Source organism: Deltaproteobacteria bacterium, assembly GCA_016218975.1.
In the GTDB taxonomy this organism is placed as follows: Bacteria; Desulfobacterota; Deferrimicrobia; order Deferrimicrobiales; family Deferrimicrobiaceae; genus JAENIX01.
In genome coordinates this window covers 85,783-107,978 of sequence record JACRCO010000080.1, presented here as the reverse complement: position 1 = coordinate 107,978, position 22,196 = coordinate 85,783, and the positions used below count along the sequence as shown (strand labels likewise).

The window sequence follows — 22,196 nt, the reverse complement described above, 5'->3', positions numbered from 1 at the left end:
CGCCCGGCTGCGCTCCCTTCCGCCATCGGTTGGCGGGGGACGAGGCGCGGGACGCCCGGCGGTTTTTCGCCTCCACGGCGGCGGTTCCCTTCCCCATAGAAGCCTCGTTTTCCGGCGTCGCGGAAGTTTCCGGGCGCGCCTGGCCGTTCGTCGCGGGGGTGAACTCACCGGCCCCCGGAGGGGAGATCGCAGGGTTCTACGACCCCCTGGGCGGTCCGGTCCTCTTCCTCGTGAACGACGGGAACGCCATAGCGGTTTTGCGCGGACAGGCCGCGGGCGATTTCCCTGTTCCGGACATTCCGCCGGTGCCCGCGGGGCCGGTGTCCCTGGCCAGGATACTCGCGGGCGCCCCGGGGTATTCCGTGGATGCGGGGGATCCGGGCAGGACGCGGGGAGGAGAGTGGGTCCTGGAGGACGGGAGGCAGGCGCTGTTCTCCGACGCGTTCCGTCGATTCCTGTCGCGCGCGGAGTACAGGTTCCGGGGGAAGCGGGTGACGGTGTCCTATCCCGGACGGGAATCGTCGGGGCCGCCTCCGGTGGTGGCGATCGAGATCGACGGTGCGAAGATCTTGATGCGGAGGGACGTGGAATGAGACGCGCGAATTTTTTGCCGGTCGCGATTTTCCTGGTTGCCGCATTGACGGGCGGATGTTCCGGGGATAAAAAGGAAGCCCCGGGCGCGGCGGACGCCGCAAGGCAGGATACCCCCGCCTACGGGGACGCGCTCGTCGAGGGGAGCATCGGCGACGTCAGCGGGTTCATTTCCGCCGTGACCTCCGACACCGCATCCCACGCGGCCGCGAGCTACATCTTCAACGGCCTCGTGAAGTACGACAAGGACCTGAAGCTCGAAGGGGACCTTGCCGAATCCTGGGAAGTCACCCCTGACGGGAAAAAGATCACGTTCCATCTCCGGAAAAACGTGAAGTGGCACGACAACGTGCCGTTCACCTCCGGGGACGTGCTTTTCACCTACCGGAAGATGATCGATCCGAATACCCCGACGGCGTACGGCGAGTCCTTCAAGCAGGTGCGGCGCGTGACTGCGCCGGACGCCTACACCGTCGTCGCGGATTACGACAAGCCGTACGCACCCGCACTGGAATCCTGGGGGATGAACATACTGCCGAAGCACCTTCTCGAAAAATACCCGGACATCAAGCGGAGCCCCATCAACACGTCCCGCCCGATAGGCACCGGCCCGTACAGATTCGCGGAATGGAAGCCGGGGGAGAAGATCGTCTTCGACGCCAATCCCGACTACTTCGAAGGGAGGCCGTACATAGGCAGGGTCGTCACCCGCGTAATCCCGGATCAGGCCACGACGTTCCTCGAGCTCAAATCCGGCGGCATCGACTCTATGACGCTCACCCCGCTGCAATACTCGAGGCAGACCGAAACGGAGGAGTTCCGGAAGAACTTCCGGAAGTACCGCTACCTCTCGTTCGTCTACACCTACCTCGGCTTCCGGCTCGATCATCCGTTTTTCAAGGACAAGCGCGTCCGGCAGGCTTTCGCCCACGCCATCAACAAGAAGGAGCTGATCGACGGGGTCCTTTTCGGGCTGGGGCGGGAGGTCACGGGCCCGTACAAGCCGGGCCACTGGGTGTACAACCCGAACGTGCGCCTCTACCCGTACGATCCGGGGAAGGCAAAAGGCCTCCTCGCTGAGGCGGGGTGGAAGCCGGGGGCGGACGGCACGATGGAGAAGGAGGGAAGGAAGTTCGCCTTCACCGTCCTCACCAACGCGGGAAACGAGAGCCGCTCGAAGACGGCGACCATCATTCAGCAGCAGCTCGCCGCCGTCGGCATCCGCATGGAGATCCGCACGCTGGAGTGGGCGGCCTTCATCAACGAGTTCGTCAAGAAACGGAAGTTCGACGCGCTGATCCTGGGGTGGTCGACGGGGCCGGAGCCGGACCAGTTCGACATCTGGAGCTCAACCAAGACGGGTCCGGACGAACTCAACCACGTGGGGTTCGCGAACGCGGAAGTGGACCGGCTGCTCGAAGCCGGCCGCCGCACCTTCGACATGGAGAAGCGCAGGAAGGCCTACTTCAGGATCCAGGAAATCCTGGCGGAGGAGCAGCCATACGTCTTCCTCTACGCCCCGGAAACGCTGCCGGCGTTCCACAAGCGGTTCCGGGGGATAGAGCCGGCCCCCGCGGGTATAAGTTACAACTTCATCAAGTGGTACGTGCCGAAGGCGGAGCAGAAGTACACGACGTACCGGTGACGGGGGCTGGATGCTCGGGTACATCGGCAGGCGTTTGTTCGTCATCCCGGTGATGATCGTCGGGATCAGCCTCATCTCTTTCGTGGTCATCAACATGGCCCCGGGCGGACCTATCGGCATCGCCGCCGACCTCAATCCGAAAGCCACCGCAGAATACCGGGAACGCCTCAAGGCGTATTACGGCCTCGACAAGCCGATATACGTCAGGTACGCGAATTGGCTCGGCCGCCTTGCGACGTTCGACTTCGGAGAAAGCTTCGCGCCTGACGGGCGAAAAGTGTGGGACAAGATCCGCGAGCGTATACCGGTAACGCTTGGAATAAACGTCTTGTCCGAGGCGTTGATCCTAATCGTCGCCGTTCCCCTGGGGATCTATTCGGCCGTCCGAAGGGGCACCTTGTTCGACAGGGCTTCGACCGTGGCCGTGTTCGTGGGATTCGCAGTCCCGGGGTTCTGGCTGGCGCTCCTCCTCATGATCCTTTTCGGGGTTCACCTGGGATGGCTGCCGATATCGGGCCTCACTTCCCTCGAACACGACTCGATGAATCTGGCCGGGAAGATCCTCGACCGCGCGCGCCATCTCGTCATGCCGGTCTTCGTGGCGGGATTCGGGGGCCTGGCCGGAATGTCGCGGTACATGCGGTCCAACATGCTCGAGGTGATCCGGCAGGATTACATCGCCACCGCGAAGGCAAAGGGCCTTCCCGAGCGCAAGGTGGTGCTGCGGCACGCGGTGCGCAACGCCCTTCTCCCCGTAATCACGATCCTGGGTCTCTCGGTACCGGGTCTCCTGGGCGGCGCGGTCATCTTCGAGACGATCTTCGCCATTCCCGGGCTGGGGCAGCTTTATTACCAGGGGGTCATGTCCCGCGACTATCCGCTGATAATGGGGTCGCTCGTCATCACCGCGTTCCTTACGCTGTTGGGAAACCTGCTGGCGGATGTCGGCTATGCGCTTGCCGACCCTCGCATCAGGACGGAGTGACGGCCGTGGTCCGGCATCACTCCCTTTTCATCGACACCTTGCGGCTGGTCCTGAAAAACCGGCTCGCCCTCGCGGGCGGGATCTTCATCCTCATCCTTTTTTTCGTATCGATCGTTCCTTCCCTGTTCACATCGCAGGATCCGAACAGGATCGATGTGCTGCGGGTGCTGGAGTCCCCTTCCGCCTTGCATCCCCTGGGGACCGACGAGCTGGGCCGGGACGTTTACGCCCGCATGATCCACGGCGCGGGCATTTCACTGAAGGTGGGGTTCGTCGCAGTCGGCATCGCCACCGCGATCGGCCTGGTCATCGGCCTCTTCGCCGGATTCTACGGCGGCATCGTGGACAAGGTGCTCATGCGGTTCGTGGACATCATGCTTTGCTTTCCGTCGTTTTTTCTTATCCTGTCGGCGGTCGCCTTTCTCGGGCCGTCCATCTACAACATAATGATCATCATCGGGCTTACGAGCTGGATGGGAGTCGCACGGCTGGTCCGCGCGGAAACCCTGTCGCTCAAGGAACGTGACTTCGTGGCCGCGGCGAGGGCGCAGGGGGCAGGGGACAGGCGCATCGTTTTCCGGCACATCCTCCTCAACGCCCTGGCTCCCGTTCTCGTGTCCGCGACGCTTGGCGTGGCGGGAGCGATCCTGACGGAGTCCGGCCTCTCCTTCCTGGGGATCGGCGTTCAGCCGCCGACCCCGTCGTGGGGAAACATCCTGACCGCGGGGAAGGACAACATAGAGTTCGCCTGGTGGCTCTCCGTCTACCCGGGGCTCGCGATCCTGTTCACGGTGCTCGGGTACAATCTCCTCGGCGAAGGGATCCGCGACGCCGTGGATCCCCGCTTAAGGGGCAGGTAAATGAAATACTTCCTTGAACCTCGAACCCTCGATATGTACTCAAGCGGTTGGGTTCTCGCTCCCAGGTTGAGGGGGCTATAGGTAATGGGAGATCTGTTGCTTTCGGTCAGGGACCTTCGGGTCGCGTTTCGGACGGACCGGGGGAAGGTGCGCGCGCTTTTCGGCGTATCGTTCTCGCTCGAGGCCGGGGAGACGCTGGGGCTGGTCGGGGAGTCCGGCTGCGGGAAGACGGTCACCGCCCTATCGATCCTGCGTCTCCTTCAGCAGCCGCCCGCGGAGATCGAAGGCGGGACCGTCGATTTCCGGGGCCGGGATCTGCTGGCCCTGTCGGAAGCCGGGATGTGCGGAGTGCGGGGGAAGGAAATCTCCATGATCTTCCAGGAGCCGATGACCTCCCTGAACCCGGTGCTGACCATCGGCGACCAGGTGGCTGAGGTGTTCACTGTGCACGGGACGTGCGGGAAGAAGGAGGCCGCGGAGCGGGCGGTGGAATGGATGCGCCGCGTCAAGGTGCCGGACCCGGAGCGGCGCGCCCGGGAATACCCCCATCAATTGAGCGGAGGGATGCGGCAGCGTGCGATGATCGCCATGGCGCTCGCCCTCGAACCGGCCCTGCTGATCGCCGACGAGCCAACGACCGCGCTCGACGTCACGATCCAGGCGCAGATCCTCTCGCTCCTGAAGGAGATGCGGGAGCAGGAGCGGAAAATGGCGGTCCTGCTCATCACGCACGACCTGGGGGTTGTCCACGAGTTCGCCGACCGGGTGGCGATCATGTATCTGGGCAGGATCGTCGAGATCGCGAAAACGGCCGATCTCTTCGCCGACCCGATCCACCCCTATACCCAGGGACTGCTCCGTTCGCTCCCGGGGAAAAGCGTCGGAGAGAAGCGGCTGCCGTCGATCCCCGGCACGGTGCCCGACCTGCGCGGCATCCCCCCCGGATGTCCGTTCTCAGACCGGTGTCCGTTCCGGCAAAATGCCCTGGAGCGGTTCCGTTCCGGAGAGGCGGCCGAAGACGAACTTTCGGTGTGCGACCGGGTCGACCCGCCGCTCGAGGAGTATGCCCCGGGGCACTTCGCTGCTTGCCATTACCAGAAGGCCAGGCGGGGGAAGGCGCCGCCGGGCGGCGAGGAATCCGGGGGGAGAACGGGATGACCGGGGACAGCGGCGGGCGGATCCTTCTATCGCTTGAAAACGTCTACAAGTATTTTCCGGTCAAGGCGTCGTTCTTCTCCCGCGAGATGCTGCGGGTGCATGCGATCGACGGGGTGTCCCTCGGCGTCCCGGAGGGGAAGACCGTCGGCCTGGTGGGCGAATCGGGCTGCGGCAAGACGACGCTGGGACGAGTCGCCCTCCGGCTTATCGATCCCGACGCCGGGACGATCCGTTTCGAAGGAAGGGACATCACGCGCCTGGAAGGGGAGGAACTGCGCGCGACACGGAGGCGTATGCAGATCGTCTTCCAGGACCCCTACTCCTCCCTCAACCCGCGGATGCGGATCCGCGACATCGTGGGGGAAGGATGGCTCGTCCACGGCGTGGCCGGCCGCCGGGAGATCAGGGAAAAGGCGCTCCGGCTGCTGCTTCGCGTGGGGCTGTCGGAGGATGCCGCGGACAAGTACCCCCATGAATTCTCCGGGGGGCAGCGGCAGCGGATCGGTATCGCCCGGGCGATCGCCCTGTCGCCGAAGCTCGTGGTCGCCGACGAGCCGGTGTCCGCGCTCGACGTCTCCGTCCAGGCGCAGATCCTGAACCTGCTCAAGGACATCCAGGACGAGTACGGCATGGCCTACCTGTTCATCTCCCACGACCTGCGGGTGATCCGGCACATGAGCGACATCGTCGCGGTCATGTACCTGGGAAAACTCATGGAAGTCTCCCCCGCGGAGGAGCTTTTCGCGCATCCGCTGCACCCGTACACGCGCAGTCTGCTGGCAGCGGTCCCGATGATAGGGGGTGCGCCGCAGGAAAATATAGTGCTGCGCGGGGAGATCCCGAGCCCTCTCGCGCCTCCACCCGGCTGCCGGTTCCACACCCGCTGTTTCATGGCGCAGAAGGTCTGCGAAGAGGTCTGCCCCGTCTTCCGCGAATCCTTTCCCGGCCGCTTCACCGCTTGCCATTTCGTTTAACTAAATCCATGTGTATCGATATTTGATGTAAAATGAAATTGCATCCAGGGGGGGCCGTCGGCATCCAATTTTTACACACGACCTGGAGGTGCGAAATGGAACACAAGGGAAACGGCGTGGTGACTGGCGGTATTCTACTGGCGGCGGGAGCGTTGATCGGGGCAGGCGCGGCCCTTCTGCTGGCGCCTCAATCGGGAAAGGAAACCCGGAGCGACATATCCCGCTACGCGAAAAAGGCGAAGCGGGGTGCGGCAGGCGTAGTGGAGGAGTTCAGCGAATCCGTTTCGGGGATGATCGGCGTAGTGGGTGACAGGGCCGAAGACATCCTCGGAAAGGGCAAGGACCTGACAAGGGATGCGAAGAAGGGAGTGCTCGGGGCCATAGACGAAGGACGGAAACAGCTGGAGCGGCAGAGGACGAGACTGGAGAAGCTGATAGCCTGAAGCGGCGGGCAGATCCGGGCGCGGACGACGATCTGCGGGTTAAGTGAAGGACCGCCCCTGCGGCGCCGTTTTCTGGACTGTGTTGCGGCAGTAGGGGCAGAACTTCCAGTCCGGGGATATCGTTTTCCTGCAGGAGGCGCAAGTGGCCAGCAGGGAGTGCCCGCAGTGCGGGCACATTACGAAGTCCGCGCCCAGCACCCCGTGACACTCGGGGCATATGGTCCCGAAATCCTCTTCCGTTTCCACGACGCGGAACAATTCCTGAAGGGTGGTCACACCGGCCCGCACCTTTTCGAGGGCGCCGCGGGCAAGCGTCAGCATTCCCGACGCGATGGCCTGCTGGCGCAACGCGCTCTCCGGGGCGTTGGACACCACGAGGTCCCGGATCGGCTGGGTGAAGGGGAGGATCTCGTAGATTCCGATGCGTCCCTTGTATCCCGTACCCTCGCATGCGGAGCAGCCCTCTCCGCGGTAGAAGGTGAACGACGCTTTTTCCTTCCTGCGGTGGAACCCTATTTTGACGAGATCGTGCTCGGGCGGATCGTACTTCACGCGGCACTTCGGGCAGATGACCCTGACCAGCCGCTGCGCCATGATGCAATTGATGGTGGAGGCGATGAGGTACGAAGGGGCCCCCAGGTTCCGCAGCCTCGTGATGGTGGCCGTGCAGCTGTTGGTGTGGATCGTCGAAAGCACGAAATGCCCCGTCAGGGCGGCCTGCATGGCGATGCTCACCGTGTCGAGGTCGCGCATCTCGCCGACCATGATGATGTCCGGGTCCTGCCGCAGCATCGACCGGAGAGTCGACGCGAACGTCATCCCGATCTTCTCCTGGATAGCCACCTGGTTGATCCCCGCGATTTCGTACTCGACCGGGTCTTCGATGGTCGTTATGTTCTGTTCCATGCTCTTGATCCGGTTGAGAATGCCGTAGAGGGTGGTCGTCTTTCCCGACCCGGTGGGGCCCGTGACGAGCATGATCCCCTGCGGTCTTCGGATCAGGCTCTCGATCTGGATGAGCTCTTCGGGGGTCAACCCCATCGCTTCAAGCGGGATCTGCGAGTTGGCGGAATCCAGGATCCGGATGACGACCTTCTCCCCGTAGCTCGTCGGCATCGTCGACACGCGCAGGTCGAGGGTCTTGGCCCCCACACGGACGCCGATCCGCCCGTCCTGGGGGAGGCGCTTTTCGGCGATGTCCATCTTGGCCATGATCTTGATACGGGAGATCACCGCGCCCTGCACCCATTTCGGCAGATCGAGGGATTTCCGGAGAAGCCCGTCGATGCGATTACGGATCATGAGCTCGGAGCGTGTGGGCTCCACGTGGATGTCGGATGCGCCCTTTTCCACCGCCTCGGATACGAAAAGGTTCACCATGCGGATGATGGGGGCGGCCTCGCTCTTCTTCCGGAGGTCTTCGGCCTCCTTCGTATCCCCTTCCTTCCTTTCCTGGACTACTTCTACGAATCGCTCCTCGGCGATGTCCTTGACGATGGTGTCCAGCGACGAGCCGAGATGATAATGCTGGTCGATCGCCCAGAGGATGTTGGTCCGGGTGGCTATGGCGGGCTTTATGGTGTAGCCGGAGGCGAACCGCACGTCTTCGAACGCCTCGAAACTCAACGGGTCCGCCATCGCGATGAGGAGGTCCTTCTGGTCTATCGACACCGGAATGATCAGATGCTTGCGGGAGACTTTTTCGTTGATCAGCTCGATCGCCTGGGGCTCGACCGGAGTCTGGGTCAGATCGATGAAAGGGATCCCCAGTTGGACGGACAGGGTCTGGGCGATCTCGTCCTCTGTGGCCATGCCGAGAGCGACTATCACTTCCCCGAGCTTGCCCCGCCGGGAACGTTGTTCGGTAAGCGCTCGAGTCAGGTTCTCTTCCGTCAGCAGCCCTGACTCGACGAGCAGTTCCCCCAATCGTTTCTTGCCCATCCGGTTACGCCTCCCTCTGCCGATCCCAATTGTGGAATTTTATCAAAGAAAATTCTCATTCGTCTCCTTTTTTATGGTTTTCATGATTGCGCAACACTGCCGATGGAACCGAATTCCCGCCTCGGGCATCGAAGGGTATGAAGCGAAGGAGGGGGTTAATCATGGCAAGAACGGTCCGGCAGTTCAGATGCCCGAGATGCAACGGAGCGATGGTTTACGAACGGTTCCAGGACATGCTGGACCTGTTCTATGCATGGAGATGCCTGAATTGTGGAGAGATAGTGGACCCTGTGGTGGTAAGGAACCGTGGCCAGGAGAAGAAACCGAAGAAGCGGGCAATCAGTTAAAAACGTAATAAATCCACGATTTATCAAGGTTTTCGTTTCATTGACACCGCATTGTTTTCTGTGTTACGGTTTCCCCCTGCATTTTTTTACCAATGTAGACGGAGGGTCAGGTGCGCGCGCCGCACGATTTTCACTTGCGAGTCGGCTACGGGGATCGCGCCAGGGATTTCCGCGTGGGCCGCACCGGTCTCATAGCCACTGTCGCAGCGCTTGGGCTTCTGTTCGTCGCCCTTACGCATTTTCTTTACGACTATCGGGAAAACCTCTCGAAACTAAGGGATTTGAGAGCTCTCCGCCAGCGGGTGAGCGAGCAGAACCTCTCGCTCTACGACCTCCATTCGAAATTCGAAAGCCTGGAAACGGAGGTGGAGCGCCTTCGGGCGGTGGACGCAAGGGTGAGATCCCTTGCAAGCATCAACCGGTCGCTGAGTCCGGGAACCGCGGGGAAGACAGGCCGAAGTTCAGGGGTAGGCGGGAGCGAGACACGGGAGGCATCTGCGGAGGGCCGTCTCGACAGCCTGCTTGACCTTCGGTTCGAGCAGTTGAAAAAAGACGTGCTGGTGGATGTAAAGGACCTGGAAATCCTCTGCGAGGAACTGGACAGCCGGCGGATCGTCCTGGAGAGCGCTCCCTCCCTCTGGCCGGTGCGGGGAGTTTTGTCCTCGGGATTCGGGGTTCGCACCTCTCCGTTCACCGAGACGAAGGTGTTCCATCATGGGCTGGACATCATCGCCAGGCCCGGAGCGCCGGTAAAGGCGGCATCCGGGGGGAGGGTGGTGAGGAGCGGTTACGAGTCCCTGTTCGGCAATCTCGTCGTTCTGGACCATGGGTACGGGTACAGGACCCTGTACGCCCATCTTGCGGAGAGGCGTGTCGCCGTGGATGAAATAGTGCAGAAAGGGGATCCCGTCGGGACCGTGGGGGCGACCGGCCGGACGACCGGACCTCATCTCCACTACGAAGTCCACCTGAACGGGCTTCCGGTGAACCCGTCCCGATTCCTCAACTGATATAGTATGCGCAGGCTCGGCACGCCTCGCGGGGTACCCCTCGCGGGGGACGCCTTGCCCTGCCGTCCATGGCTACCGCTTCGTCGCTCCACCCCCCCGCGAGGGGCACCCCGTCTCGGCGGCTCGCCCGCGAAGTGATATCGAGATGTGCGCAGTTTGGGAACCGGAGGATGAGTACTTGGGACTGTCCCGTTGTTTTGTCGTCTAAGATAGATAGAATGAAGAACAGGATATCGACCTGATGATCGGAAATTTCCTCAAAAAAATGTTCGGCACCTCGAACGAGCGCGTCCTGGACCGGATCGCCCCCGTCGTCCGCCGCATCAACGAGCTTGAAGCGAAGGTGACGGCCCTCCCCGACGACCGGCTGGCGGCGCAGACGGTGGAGTTCAAGCAGCGGATCGAAAACGGGGAGCCGCTCGATTCCCTACTTCCGGAAGTGTTCGCCACCGTGAGGGAGGCATCCAGGCGCGTTCTGTCGATGCGGCACTTCGACGTCCAGCTCGTGGGCGGCGTCGTTCTCCACGAAGGAAAGATCGCCGAGATGCGGACGGGCGAGGGGAAGACGCTCGTCGCCACCCTGCCGATCGTCCTCAACGCACTCACCGGCCGCGGGGTGCACCTCATCACCGTCAACGACTACCTCGCGAAACGCGACGCGGACTGGATGGGCACGATATACAAGTTTCTCGGATTGTCGGTGGGCGTGATCGTCCACGGCATGGACGACACCGAGAGGCAGGCCTCCTACCGGTGCGACATCACCTACGGCACGAACAACGAATACGGCTTCGACTACCTGCGGGACAACATGAAATTCCGGATGGAGGACATGGTCCAGCGGGAGCTGCACTACGCGATCGTGGACGAGGTGGACTCGATCCTCGTCGACGAGGCGCGCACGCCGCTCATCATATCCGGCCCCGCGGAGGAGGCCACCGACAAGTACATCCGCGTGAATTCGATCATCGGGTACCTCAAAAAGGACGCCGACTACAAGGTGGACGAGAAGGCCCGGCAGGTCATGCTGACCGAGGATGCCGGGATCCCCAAGGTCGAGCGCCTGATCGGCGTGGAGAACCTCTACGATCCGCACAACATCGAGATTCTCCACCATGTAAACCAGGCCCTCAAGGCACACGTGCTGTTCAAGCGGGACGTCGACTACATGGTGAAGGACGGCGAGGTCGTCATCGTCGACGAGTTCACGGGGCGCCTCATGCCGGGACGCCGCTGGTCGGACGGGCTGCACCAGGCCGTGGAGGCAAAGGAAGGGGTCAAGATAGAGAACGAGAACCAGACTCTGGCCACCATCACCTTCCAGAACTACTTCCGCATGTTCGAGAAGCTGGCGGGGATGACGGGCACGGCGGACACCGAGGCCGCGGAGTTCCAGCAGATCTACAAGCTCGACGTGGTTGTTATCCCGACGAACCAGCCGATGATACGGACTGATTTCGGCGACCAGATCTACCGCACGGAACGGGAGAAGTTCAACGCTGTGCTGGAAGAGGTAAAGCAGCTCTACGAAGATGAGCGCCCGGTGCTCGTCGGGACGGTCTCCATCGAGAAATCGGAGAAGCTGTCCGCTCTCCTCTCCCGGCACGGAATCCCGCACAACGTGCTGAACGCGAAGCACCACGAGAAGGAAGCGCAGATCATCGCCGAGGCGGGACAGCCGGGAAAGGTGACGATCGCCACCAACATGGCGGGGCGAGGCGTCGATATCAAGCTGGGCTCCGGGGTGGTGGACAAGGGCGGCCTTCACATCGTCGGTACGGAGCGGCACGAGTCCCGGCGCGTGGACAACCAGCTCCGCGGACGCGCGGGGCGTCAGGGAGATCCAGGCTCGTCGCGGTTCTACCTGTCGCTGGAGGACGATCTTCTCCGGATCTTCGGGTCCGACCGGATCTCGCCGATCATGTCGAAGCTGGGGATGGAGGAGGGAGAGCCGATCGAGCACAACCTCATCAACAAGGCGGTGGAGAACGCACAGAAGAAGGTGGAGGCGCACAACTTCGACATCCGGAAGCACCTCCTCGAATACGACGACGTGATGAACAGGCAGCGGACCGTCGTCTACGACCTGCGGAAGGAGGTCCTCTCGGGCGAGGACCTGCGGGATATGGTAATGGAGATGACGGAGGAAGTGGCCGAGGACCTGGGCCAGCGGTTCTCCGACGCCAAGGAGCATCCCGAGGACTGGGACCTTTCCGCCCTCGCCGACGCGGCGCAATCGCAGTTCGGGTTCCGCCCCGCAATTCCGAAGGAGGAGGTCGCGAAGCTCACCCGGGATACGCTTGCCGTTCTCGTCCGGCAGGGCGCGGAAAGCGCCTATGCGAATAAGGAGCAGGAATACGGCGCGGACGCGATGCGCTATCTGGAGCGCATGTTCCTGCTCTCCACCATCGACGCGTTGTGGAAGGACCACCTCCTGTCGATGGACCACTTGAAGGAAGGCATCGGCCTGCGCGGGTACGCGCAGAAGGACCCCCTGAAGGAGTACCAGCGGGAAGGCTTCGACCTCTTCGCGGACCTTGTGTTCCGCATCAAGGCGGAGTCGTTGAAGCGCCTCTACCACGTTAAGGTTCAACGGGAGGAGGAGGGTAGGCCGGTACAGCATGCGCCGCTCGCCCCCCGCCGGGTCAACCTGTCCCGCGGAGACATCTCGAAGGCCGGCCAGACGACGCAGCGGCACGTCAAGAAAAAGGTGGGCCGGAACGATCCCTGCCCGTGCGGGTCCGGTAAGAAATACAAGAAGTGCTGCGGGGCGTCGGGAGGGGGCGAATGAGCGAACCGGTCAAGGTGGCCGTCAAGGGGTTCCGCGGCGCGGGTACGTCCTGCGGGATCAAGAAGACGGGAAAGGCCGACCTGGCCATGGTCGTGAGCGACCGGCCGTGCGCCTCCGACGTGGTGTTCACGCGGAACCGGGTCTTCGCCGCCCCCGTGGCATGGGGGAAAGGCCTGCGAAGCCGGTCCGCCCTGCGAGGCGCGATCGTCAACAGCGGCAACGCCAACGCCTGCACCGGGAAGGAAGGGATCGAGGCGGTCCGGAAGACCTCCGCCGCCGCCTGCGCGGCGCTGGGGCTCCCCGGGGATTCCCTGCTGGTGTCGTCGACGGGCGTTATCGGCATGCGGCTGCCGGTGGAAAAAATCGTCTCGGCGGTCCCCGGCCTCTGCGCATCCCTTTCGGCGGACGGGATCGGAGATGCCGGGGATGCGATCCTTACCACCGATGCCTATCCCAAACGCGCTCTTCGGAAGGTGCATGTCGGGAAGGGGGAAATAACCCTGGGCGGCATCGCCAAGGGAGCCGGGATGATCGCGCCGAACATGGGGACGATGCTGGCCTACGTGTTCACTGACGCTTCCGTCCGCCCGGGAGACCTGCGTACGGCGTTCCGCGGCGGCGTGGAGGCTTCGTTCAACCGGATCGTGGTGGACGGCGACACGAGCACAAACGACACCGCCGCCGTCTTCGCCAACGGCGCCTGCGGCCTGCCCCCCCTCGCGGGGAAATATCTTCCGGCGTTTTCGGAGGCCCTTCGTTCCCTTCTGCTGGATCTTGCGATTATGATCGTGCGGGACGGCGAGGGTACGACGAGGGTCGTACGCCTCGCGGTCACCGGCGCGCGGAGCGACCGGGACGCCGAAAAAGCGGCCCGGGCGGCGGCCACCTCGCCGCTGGTAAAGACGGCGGTATTCGGCGCCGACCCGAACTGGGGCCGGGTCGTCGCTGCCGCAGGGCGCGCGGGGGCGGCGGTCGAACAGGACCGCATCGAGCTGTCGTTCGCCGGGGAAAAGGTCCTGCGGCGTGGCCTGAGGATCGACCGCGCCGCCGAGCGCAGGGCTGCTCCGAAAATCCGCGGGGAGTCCTACGACATCGAACTGGACCTCGGGCTCGGGAAGGGGAGCCATTTCCTTTATTTCTCGGACCTGACTCACGATTACATCCGGATCAACGCGGGGTATCGCACCTGACAGGTTGAAGTGGCGGCTCGCAATATGGTATATATTTGCGGTTAGGCAATCATTTCCCACGGGCGGGACTCTCCCCGGGGTGCCCTTTGGCCTGAAAGGCCGGGGTGGATGGGGAGGGGCGGAACGCCCGGAGGAACAACCCCGAGCGTAAGGAGGAAGGGAAGGCATGGCAAACGGTCACGGTTCGGTCATCACGATGAAGCAGTTGCTGGAAGCGGGCGTCCACTTCGGCCACCAGACGAAGCGGTGGAACCCGAAGATGAAGAAGTACATATTCACCGCCCGGAACGGAATCTACATCATCGACCTTCAGCAGACGGTGAAGATGTTCCGCCACTCATATGATGTGGTGCGGGACATGGCGGCCGACGGAAAGACGGTCCTTTTCGTCGGCACCAAGAAGCAGGCGCAGGAAGCCGTGGAAGAGGAAGCGCGACGCGCCGGTGCGCCCTATGTGAACCAGCGCTGGCTGGGCGGGATGCTCACCAACTTCCAGACGATCAGAAAGAGCCTGGACCGCCTCCAGCGCCTGAAGGAAATGGGAACGGACGGCACCGCAGAAAAGCTCCCCAAGAAGGAAGTGCTCAAGCTGGACAAGGAGCGGGTAAAGATGGAGAAGGTCCTGGGCGGAATCCAGGAGCTGCGCCGGGTCCCCGACGCACTCTTCATCGTCGACCCCTCCCGCGAGCAGATCGCCGTCCTCGAGGCGCGCCGCCTGGGGATTCCCATCATCGCGATCGTCGACACCAACTGCGACCCCGACCTCATAGATTTCGTCATCCCCGGCAACGACGACGCCATCCGGGCGATCAAGCTCTTCCTCTCGAAGGTTGCGGACGCGATCATCGAAGGAAAAGCCGCCTATGCGGAGAAGACGGCTTCCGAGGGTGACAAGGACGCCGCGGCCCAGGAGGTCACGATGTCGCTTATCTCCACCGAGGACGAACCGGCGGAGGCCCCGACCGGCGTTTCCGCCGCGGCGGAGGAATAGCCGCAGTCCCGGACCGCAAATACTTTTTCGATATTCGACCAGGACCGGCCTTCGCTCAAAAGCATGACGAAGATCGCATGCTTTTTTAGCTTCGGCACGGCAAGAAGGGAAAAATGCAGATAACATCCGAGATGGTACGCGAACTCCGCGAGAAGACAGGCGCGGGGATGATGGACTGCAAGAAGGCCCTCGCGGAAGCGGGCGGCGCCATGGAAGAGGCTATCGACAACCTTCGCAAGAAAGGGCTCGCCGCCGCGGCGAAAAAAGCCTCCCGCATCGCGTCTGAAGGAACGGTCGCCGCGTCCGTCGACGACACCGCCGGGGCGCTCGTGGAGGTCAACTGCGAGACGGATTTCGTGGCGAAGACCGACGATTTCCAGGGGTTCGTACGGGAAGTCGCGGCGCTGGTCCACAAGAAGGCCCCTCGTGACGTGGATGCTGCACTGACCCTTCCAGCGGGGAGCGTCCCGCTTTCAGACATGCTGACGGAGCGGGTGGCCAAGATCGGTGAGAAGATCTCGTTCCGCCGGTTCGCCAGGTTTGCCCTTCCCGGCGGCGTGCCCGGCGTGGTCGTCCCTTACATCCACGCGGGCGGAAAGATCGGCGTGCTCGTGGAGCTGCACGGCGCCGGGGCGGAGAACGCCGATTTCGCGGCGCTCGCCAAGGACCTTGCGATGCAGGTCGCGGCGGCCAACCCGACCTACGTATCCCGGGAAAACGTCCCGGTCGACGTGATCGAACGGGAGAAGGCCATCTACCGGGAGCAGGCGCTGGCGGCCGGCAAGCCGGAGAAGATACTGGACAAGATAGCGACCGGGAAGCTGGAAAAATACTACGGCGATTTCTGCCTCGTCGAGCAGGCGTTCATAAAGGACCCCGACCGCAAGGTGGGGGACCTGCTGAAAGCGATGTCTTCGAAGACCGGCGCCGCGGTCAAGGTGGCCGGTTTCGCGCGGTTCCAGGTGGGCGAGGGGTTGGAGAAGAGGTCGGACGATCTGGCAGCAGAGGTGGCGAAACAGCTTAACCGGGGTTGAGCGATCTGAACGTCCCTGGAGGGGCCGTGGCAAAGCCGGTCTACCGCAGGATCCTGCTGAAGCTGTCGGGGGAGGCCCTGATGGGCAGGCAGGAATACGGGATCGACCCCGGGGTGCTCTCCGACCTTTCCGCGGAAGTTCGGGCGGTCACGAAGCTGGGCGTGCAGACTGCCCTGGTCGTCGGCGGCGGGAACATCTTCCGCGGCATACGAACCAGCAAGGAATACGGGATCGACCGCGCATCGGCCGATTACATGGGAATGCTGGCCACCGTCATCAACAGCCTGGCCCTGCAGGAGCGGCTCGAGCGTGACGGCGTGACGACGAGGGTCCTGTCCGCCATCGAAATGCGGGCGATAGCCGAGCCGTACATACGGCGGCGCGCCTTGCGGCATCTGGAGAAGGGCAGGGTCGTCATCTTCGCGGCGGGAACGGGGAACCCGTACTTCACCACGGACACCGCAGCCGCGCTGAGGGCGATGGAGATCAACGCCGACGCGATCCTGAAGGCCACGAAGGTTGACGGCGTGTACGACAAGGACCCGATGATCCACAAGAAGGCAAGGAAGTTCCCGGAGCTGACCTACATCGAAGTCCTGCAAAAAAACCTCAAGGTGATGGACGCCACGGCCGTTTCCCTCTGCATGGACAACAGTCTCCCTATCGTCGTCTTCAACCTGACGAAGCGGGGGAACGTCGTCCGGGTGGTCAAGGGGGAAAAGATAGGGACCGTCGTCCACGGAGGCCGATGAATGGAGGCCCTGCTAAAAGACGCTTCCGGCAAAATGACCCGGAGCATCGACGCGTTCAAGAAGGATTTGGGGAAGGTCCGGACGGGGCGGGCTTCCTTCTCGCTGCTCGACGGAATCAAGGTGGACTACTACGGGACCTCGACGCCCCTGTCCCAGGTGGGTACGCTTTCGGTGCCTGAAAGCCGACTGATCACCGTGACTCCCTGGGACGCCAAGATGATCGGTCCGATCGAAAAGGCGATCCAGGCCGGCGGGCTGGGCCTGAACCCTTCCAGCGACGGCAAGGTGGTACGGATCCCCATTCCGCCGCTCACCGAGGAACGGCGCAAAGAGCTGGTCAAACTGGTGAAGAAGATGGCCGAGGACGCACGGGTGGCGGTGCGCAACATACGCCGCGAGGCGATCGAGAGAATCAAGGAGAAGGAAAAGAAGAAGGAGATCTCCGAGGACGCGATGAAGCGCGGTCAGGAGCGGGCACAGAAGGAGACCGACGCCTTCATCAAGAAAATAGACGAGATCGTGAAAGCGAAGGAGCAAGAAATCATGGAAGTATAAAAAAGTCAAAAACAGGGACGTTCTTAAAAACTCGCGGGAAAACTATCAACCGAGTTTTTAAGAACGTCCCTGTTTTTGATCCTGGTTTTATGCTTCCGTGTCATCCGCGTATACCGCAGAAGAAAGAGGAGGAAAAAGTCATGGCCGTAAAGATCACCGATGAATGCACAGCTTGCGGAGCCTGCATGGAGACCTGCCCCACCGGGTCGATCGAGGAAGGCGAAAAGTACAAGATAAACGACACCTGCTCGGAGTGCCTGGCCTGCGTCGACGCCTGCCCGACCGGAGCCATCTTACAGGAAAGCTGATACGCTCCCGGGGAAACGAGACCTATAGCAATATGCCAAGCGGCGGAACCGATGCGGCCGCGCTTCCACGGCACGTCGCAATCATCATGGATGGAAACGGCCGGTGGGCGAGGCAGCGGAATCTTCCGCGCGTGGAAGGTCACCGGATGGGGATCCGCTCGGTCCGCGCGGTAGTGGAATGCGCGCGGGAGCTCGGCATCCCGTACCTGACGCTGTACGCCTTCTCCGTCGAGAACTGGGGAAGGCCCGCAACGGAGATAACCACACTGATGAGCCTGCTCCGGGAGTTCCTGCTGAAGGAGCTCCCGGAGCTCATACGCCAACGCATACGCCTGAACGTCATCGGCGAGCCGGAGAAACTCCCTGCGGCCGTGCGCGAGGTCCTGGGGAGGACGCTGTCGGCTACGGCAGGCTACACGGAGATGACGCTCACCCTGGCCCTTTCCTACGCAGGCAGGCACGAGATCCTCCGCGCCGCGAGGCGGCTGGCCGAGGACGCGGCGAAGGGAAGGATCTCCCTGGAAAAAATCACCGAAAGCGGGTTCGCGGAGCGCCTGGACACCGCCGGAATGCCGGATCCCGACCTCGTCATACGCACGAGCGGCGAGCTGCGGATCAGCAATTTCCTTCTCTGGCAGGCGGCGTATTCGGAATTCGTTTTTACCGACGTTCTCTGGCCCGATTTCGGGAAGGCGGAATTCCTCCAGGCGCTCGACGAATATTCCCGCCGTCACAGGCGGTTCGGGCTGACGGAGGAACAAGCGGAACCTCCGTCCGGCGGGCTGTCGTAGTGCTCTGGAAGAGGGTCGCCACCGCCGCCGTTCTCGTCCCGGTGCTTGTCGCCGCCGTCCTGTACGGAAAGGGGTGGCCTTTCTCCATTCTTGTACTGGCCGCCGCCTTGCTGTGCGCCGAGGAATATTACCGGATGTTTTTCCCTTCTTCACGGGACCGCTGGACGGGCGTCCTGGCGGTATTTCTCGCCTGCGCCTCCGGCTCCATCCTTCCGTTCCCCGCTTCTCTCTCCGGGCTTCTCCTGTGCGTCGCAGCGGCGGCGTTCCATTTCCTTCCCGCCGCCGGGACCCTGGAAGAGAAGGCGCGCCGGGCGGCGTTCTCCGTTTTGGGCGTGGTGTACATCGGCGGTTTCCTTTCGACATGGCCCCGGACGATCCTCCTCCCCGGAGGCGGTCAATGGGTCCTCTTCGGGATCGGCTCAGTGGCCGCAGGCGACACGCTCGCCTATTTCGTCGGGCGGGCCTTCGGAAAGAGGCCTCTCGCTCCCACGGTTTCCCCGAAAAAGACGGTGGAAGGAGCCGCGGGAGGCCTCGCCGCCAGCATGATCTTCGGCGGAGCGTATGCGGCGTACTTTCTTCCCGATGTGCCGTCATGGTTCTCTCTTGCGGCCTCCGCGGCAGTCGGAATCGCAGGCCAGTGCGGCGACCTTTTCGAATCGATGCTGAAGAGGGCGGCGGACGTCAAGGACAGCGGCGGCTTGCTCCCGGGGCACGGCGGGCTCCTCGACCGGGTGGACGGGATCATCGCGGCGGGACCAGTCCTCCATCTGCTGGCTGTTGCCTGCAATTACCCGATGGGAGGCTCCTGAAATGGGAGCCCCGGCAGGCGTAGCCATACTGGGTTCCACCGGATCCGTGGGGCGAAGCGCTCTTGAAGTGATCGGACGGTTTCCGGAAAGGTTCCGGGTCACCGCGCTTTGTGCAGGAAAGAATGCGAAGCTGCTGGGTGAACAGGCACGGCGCTTCCGCCCCTCGCTCGTCTGCCTCTCCGAGGAAGTCACTGCGGGCAGGCTCGGGGACCTTCCACGCGGGACCCGTGCGGTCTTCGGCGAGCAGGGGATGAGCGAAGCTGTATGCTCGGACGGCGCAGGCATCGTTCTGGCCGCGGCGTCGGGGGTTTCCTCCATCCGGCCGGTGATCGCCGCTGCGCGGAAGGGGAAGCGGATCGCCCTGGCCAACAAGGAGCTCCTGGTGATGGCGGGGGAATTCCTGATTGCCGCCGCGAGAAAAGGGAAGGCCGAGATCCTGCCTGTGGACAGCGAGCATTCGGCGGTGCACCAGGCGATCTCGGGGCATAGGCGTGAGGACATCCGGCGGATCCTGCTCACCGCATCCGGCGGCCCGTTCAGGAACCACACGGTGCGAAGGATGCGGACTGCGACGGTATCGGAAGCGCTCGGCCACCCGGTCTGGCGGATGGGCAACAAGATAACCATCGACTCCGCCACCCTTATGAACAAAGGGCTGGAGGTTATCGAGGCGACCTGGCTCTTCGGGCTTCCCCCCTCGCGGATCGACGTGTTGATCCATCCGCAGTCGATCGTGCATTCCATGGTGGAGTACCGCGACGGCAGCCTTATCGCGCAGTTGGGGATTCCCGACATGCGGATCCCGATAGGGTACGCGCTATCCTACCCGGAGAGGCTTCCCCTGGAACTGCCGAGATTCAAGCCGCATCGAATGGACGGATGGACCTTCGAGCCGCCGGATTTACGGAGATTTCCGGCACTTTCGCTCGCTTACGCCGTGGCTGAAGCGGGGGGAACGGCCCCCGCCGCGATGAGCGCGGCGAACGAGGTGGCGGTCGGAGCGTTTCTTGCCGGGCGGATACGGTTTACCGATATCGTGCAAATCGTCCGTACCCTTATGGATGGATGGCGGAGGGGACGTCGTCCGGTTACACTGAAAGATGTCCTGCGCGCCGACCATGACGCGAGGGAGGAGACCGGGCGATTGATTTCCCGGAAAAGGGGCTAAAGGAACTGATGGATATCCTATCTTACGCATCGCAGTATCTTACGACCCCCGCGGCGTTCATCCTGGTGCTGGGGATTCTCATATTCGTGCACGAATTCGGGCATTTCATCGTCGCGCGAAAACTCGGCGTCGGCGTCACCAAATTTTCCTTCGGATTCGGCCCGAAGCTGTTCGGCGTGACGAGGGGAGAGACGGAGTACCTGGTATCGGCGATCCCGCTCGGCGGATACGTGAAGCTCGTCGGAGAAACCGACGGCGACAAGGTTCCCGAGGAATTGCGGAAGCGGTCTTTCTTCCATAAGCCGATCGGGGTGAAGATGGCGGTCGTCGCCGCCGGTCCGTTGGGGAACCTCCTTTTCGCGGTACTGGTATTCTGGATCGTGTTCCTTGGCGGAGTGCCGACGCTTACCCCGAAAATCGGGAGCGTGGTGGCCGATTCGCCCGCGGCACAGGCGGGTCTTGCGGGCGGTGACGTCGTCGTGCGGATCAACGGGGAAAACGTCGCCACATGGGAAGATCTTGCCGTGCGGATACGGAAGTCCGGGGCGGGAAAGGAGATGACCCTTACGGTCCGTCGGGACGGGAAAGAGTTCGACGTATCGGTCTCCCCCGAGATCAAGGAAGGGAAGAGCATCTTCGGGGAAAAGGTGCTGGAGCCGAGGATCGGCATCGTCGCGGGGCAGGAGATAGTCAAGCGGAAGCTCGGTCCGGTACAGGCGCTGTTCCGGGCGGGCAGCGAGACCGGCAAGCTGATCGAACTGACCGCCATGACGGTCGTGAAGCTCGTGACGCGCGTCCTGCCGTCGGAAGCGCTCGGGGGGCCGATTCTTATCGCCCAGCTTGCAGGCGACCAGGCGAGGCAGGGCATTTCGCCTTTCGTCTATTTCCTGGGGCTTCTGAGCGTGAACCTGGGGATACTGAACCTTCTTCCGATTCCGATCCTCGACGGCGGGCACCTGCTCTTCTTCTCGATCGAAGCTCTCCGCCGCAAGCCGCTTTCCCCCGAGGCGCGCGCCATGGCGCAACAGGTGGGGTTGGCCATCATCCTCATGCTCACGGCTCTGGTCTTCTACAACGACATCGCGCGCATCATCTCCAGGTAAGGACGTTCCGGAGCGCGATTTGGCCGGAGCATCCCGGTTTTTGATCCTCGCCCTCGAGACGGCGACGCCGTGCGGCAGCGTCGCGCTCGTTTCCGGAGATATCGTTCTCGCGAATGCCAGGCTCCCCGAGGGACGACAGGCATCCGGGACGATCATTCCCGCATTCGATGGACTATTCCGGGACGCCCGCGCGGCGGCGGTCGATGTGACCCACGTTGCAGTGTCTGCGGGACCCGGCTCCTTCACCGGTTTAAGGGTCGGGATGGCCGCCGCCAAGGGTTTCTGCTACGGCATCGAGGCGCGGATCATCCCGGTGCCGACGCTCCACGCGCTGGCGCTGCGCTTCCCGTTTACCGGCGGAACGGTGTGCCCGGTCCTTGACGCGAAAAAGAACGAAGTCTATTCCGCCCTGTTCCGCTGGGATGACGGAGAGTGCAGGCGGATACAATCCGACATCGCCGTAGCGCCGGAATCCCTGCCGGACCGCCTGCCCGGCGGCAAGGTTTTCTTTTGCGGCGACGGAGCGTTTTCGTTCCGGGCGTTCTTCGTGGAACGTCTCGGGGACCGGGCGGTTTTCCCACCCGACGGGAATGGCCGTCCCGATGCGTCGAGCGTGGGAATCCTGGCCTCCCGGCTCCTTCTCGAAGGGGCGGAGGCGGACGTTCGGACCCTTGTCCCCGCCTACCTCCGTTCCCCGGAGGCGGAAGTCAAGCGCCGGGGGTAGCATCCATTCCCGTTGCCAGGCAGAGG

General features: G+C 62.9%; 22 protein-coding genes. 21 read left to right on the top strand and 1 reads right to left on the bottom strand.

Going from position 1 to position 22,196, the window contains the following annotated elements; all coding sequences use genetic code 11:
* Nucleotides 1-29 precede the first annotated feature (29 nt).
* The 7 genes from HY896_12245 (at nucleotide 30) to HY896_12215 (ending at nucleotide 6,656) form a co-directional block, all read left to right on the top strand.
* Nucleotides 30-593, top strand: coding sequence for a hypothetical protein (locus HY896_12245; GenBank protein ID MBI5577119.1), 564 nt, complete (start codon nucleotides 30-32; stop codon nucleotides 591-593).
* Entirely contained in the window at nucleotides 590-2,236 is a 1,647-nt protein-coding gene (locus tag HY896_12240; GenBank protein MBI5577118.1) for a peptide-binding protein, read from the top strand. The genes HY896_12245 and HY896_12240 overlap by 4 nt, the downstream gene beginning before the upstream one ends.
* A 10-nt stretch (nucleotides 2,237-2,246) precedes the next feature.
* On the top strand, nucleotides 2,247-3,221 hold the full coding sequence (locus tag HY896_12235) for an ABC transporter permease (protein MBI5577117.1): 975 nt from the start codon (nucleotides 2,247-2,249) through the stop codon (nucleotides 3,219-3,221).
* A 29-nt stretch (nucleotides 3,222-3,250) separates the two neighbouring features.
* Complete coding sequence (locus tag HY896_12230; protein ID MBI5577116.1) at nucleotides 3,251-4,081, top strand: ABC transporter permease; 831 nt, start codon at nucleotides 3,251-3,253, stop codon at nucleotides 4,079-4,081.
* Between the two features lie 84 nt (nucleotides 4,082-4,165).
* Nucleotides 4,166-5,239 (top strand): ABC transporter ATP-binding protein, encoded by a 1,074-nt coding sequence (locus HY896_12225; GenBank protein ID MBI5577115.1) that lies wholly within the window; start codon nucleotides 4,166-4,168, stop codon nucleotides 5,237-5,239.
* Nucleotides 5,236-6,213 (top strand): ATP-binding cassette domain-containing protein, encoded by a 978-nt coding sequence (locus tag HY896_12220; GenBank protein ID MBI5577114.1) that lies wholly within the window; start codon nucleotides 5,236-5,238, stop codon nucleotides 6,211-6,213. Before HY896_12225 ends, HY896_12220 begins: the two co-directional genes overlap by 4 nt.
* Before the next feature lie 95 nt (nucleotides 6,214-6,308).
* Nucleotides 6,309-6,656, top strand: coding sequence for a YtxH domain-containing protein (locus HY896_12215; GenBank protein MBI5577113.1), 348 nt, complete (start codon nucleotides 6,309-6,311; stop codon nucleotides 6,654-6,656).
* A 39-nt stretch (nucleotides 6,657-6,695) separates the two neighbouring features.
* Here HY896_12215 and tadA read toward each other — a convergent pair whose 3' ends face one another.
* Entirely contained in the window at nucleotides 6,696-8,597 is a 1,902-nt protein-coding gene (tadA, locus tag HY896_12210) for a Flp pilus assembly complex ATPase component TadA (protein ID MBI5577112.1), read from the bottom strand.
* 161 nt (nucleotides 8,598-8,758) lie between these two features.
* On the opposite strand from tadA, the gene HY896_12205 reads away from it, so the two are divergent.
* The 14 genes from HY896_12205 to tsaB all read left to right on the top strand — a co-directional run bounded on the left by HY896_12205 (nucleotide 8,759) and on the right by tsaB (nucleotide 22,170).
* Complete coding sequence (locus HY896_12205) at nucleotides 8,759-8,944, top strand: hypothetical protein (GenBank protein MBI5577111.1); 186 nt, start codon at nucleotides 8,759-8,761, stop codon at nucleotides 8,942-8,944.
* Between the two features lie 110 nt (nucleotides 8,945-9,054).
* Entirely contained in the window at nucleotides 9,055-9,954 is a 900-nt protein-coding gene (locus HY896_12200) for a M23 family metallopeptidase (protein ID MBI5577110.1), read from the top strand.
* A gap of 241 nt (nucleotides 9,955-10,195) precedes the next feature.
* Entirely contained in the window at nucleotides 10,196-12,745 is a 2,550-nt protein-coding gene (secA, locus tag HY896_12195) for a preprotein translocase subunit SecA (GenBank protein ID MBI5577109.1), read from the top strand.
* Nucleotides 12,742-13,935 carry a bifunctional glutamate N-acetyltransferase/amino-acid acetyltransferase ArgJ gene (gene argJ, locus HY896_12190; GenBank protein MBI5577108.1) on the top strand — a complete coding sequence of 398 codons (1,194 nt, stop codon included), beginning with the start codon at nucleotides 12,742-12,744 and terminating at the stop codon, nucleotides 13,933-13,935. Before secA ends, argJ begins: the two co-directional genes overlap by 4 nt.
* 166 nt (nucleotides 13,936-14,101) lie before the next feature.
* The gene (gene rpsB / locus HY896_12185; GenBank protein MBI5577107.1) at nucleotides 14,102-14,926 is read left to right on the top strand and encodes a 30S ribosomal protein S2; all 825 of its coding nucleotides are present in this window, start codon (nucleotides 14,102-14,104) and stop codon (nucleotides 14,924-14,926) included.
* A 113-nt stretch (nucleotides 14,927-15,039) separates the two neighbouring features.
* Complete coding sequence (locus HY896_12180; protein MBI5577106.1) at nucleotides 15,040-15,960, top strand: elongation factor Ts; 921 nt, start codon at nucleotides 15,040-15,042, stop codon at nucleotides 15,958-15,960.
* Nucleotides 15,961-15,986: 26 nt separating this feature from the next.
* Complete coding sequence (locus HY896_12175; GenBank protein MBI5577105.1) at nucleotides 15,987-16,712, top strand: UMP kinase; 726 nt, start codon at nucleotides 15,987-15,989, stop codon at nucleotides 16,710-16,712.
* Nucleotides 16,713-17,267: a ribosome recycling factor gene (gene frr, locus HY896_12170; GenBank protein ID MBI5577104.1), complete on the top strand. Its 555-nt coding sequence runs from the start codon at nucleotides 16,713-16,715 to the stop codon at nucleotides 17,265-17,267. It abuts the gene before it with no gap.
* Between the two features lie 140 nt (nucleotides 17,268-17,407).
* Nucleotides 17,408-17,575 (top strand): 4Fe-4S binding protein, encoded by a 168-nt coding sequence (locus HY896_12165; protein MBI5577103.1) that lies wholly within the window; start codon nucleotides 17,408-17,410, stop codon nucleotides 17,573-17,575.
* A 32-nt stretch (nucleotides 17,576-17,607) separates the two neighbouring features.
* Complete coding sequence (locus HY896_12160; GenBank protein ID MBI5577102.1) at nucleotides 17,608-18,366, top strand: isoprenyl transferase; 759 nt, start codon at nucleotides 17,608-17,610, stop codon at nucleotides 18,364-18,366.
* Entirely contained in the window at nucleotides 18,366-19,175 is an 810-nt protein-coding gene (locus HY896_12155) for a phosphatidate cytidylyltransferase (protein MBI5577101.1), read from the top strand. Before HY896_12160 ends, HY896_12155 begins: the two co-directional genes overlap by 1 nt.
* A gap of 1 nt (nucleotide 19,176) precedes the next feature.
* The gene (locus HY896_12150; GenBank protein MBI5577100.1) at nucleotides 19,177-20,343 is read left to right on the top strand and encodes a 1-deoxy-D-xylulose-5-phosphate reductoisomerase; all 1,167 of its coding nucleotides are present in this window, start codon (nucleotides 19,177-19,179) and stop codon (nucleotides 20,341-20,343) included.
* 8 nt (nucleotides 20,344-20,351) lie between these two features.
* Entirely contained in the window at nucleotides 20,352-21,446 is a 1,095-nt protein-coding gene (gene rseP / locus HY896_12145) for an RIP metalloprotease RseP (protein MBI5577099.1), read from the top strand.
* 19 nt (nucleotides 21,447-21,465) lie between these two features.
* Nucleotides 21,466-22,170 carry a tRNA (adenosine(37)-N6)-threonylcarbamoyltransferase complex dimerization subunit type 1 TsaB gene (gene tsaB, locus HY896_12140; protein MBI5577098.1) on the top strand — a complete coding sequence of 235 codons (705 nt, stop codon included), beginning with the start codon at nucleotides 21,466-21,468 and terminating at the stop codon, nucleotides 22,168-22,170.
* The last annotated feature ends 26 nt before the right edge of the window (nucleotides 22,171-22,196 follow it).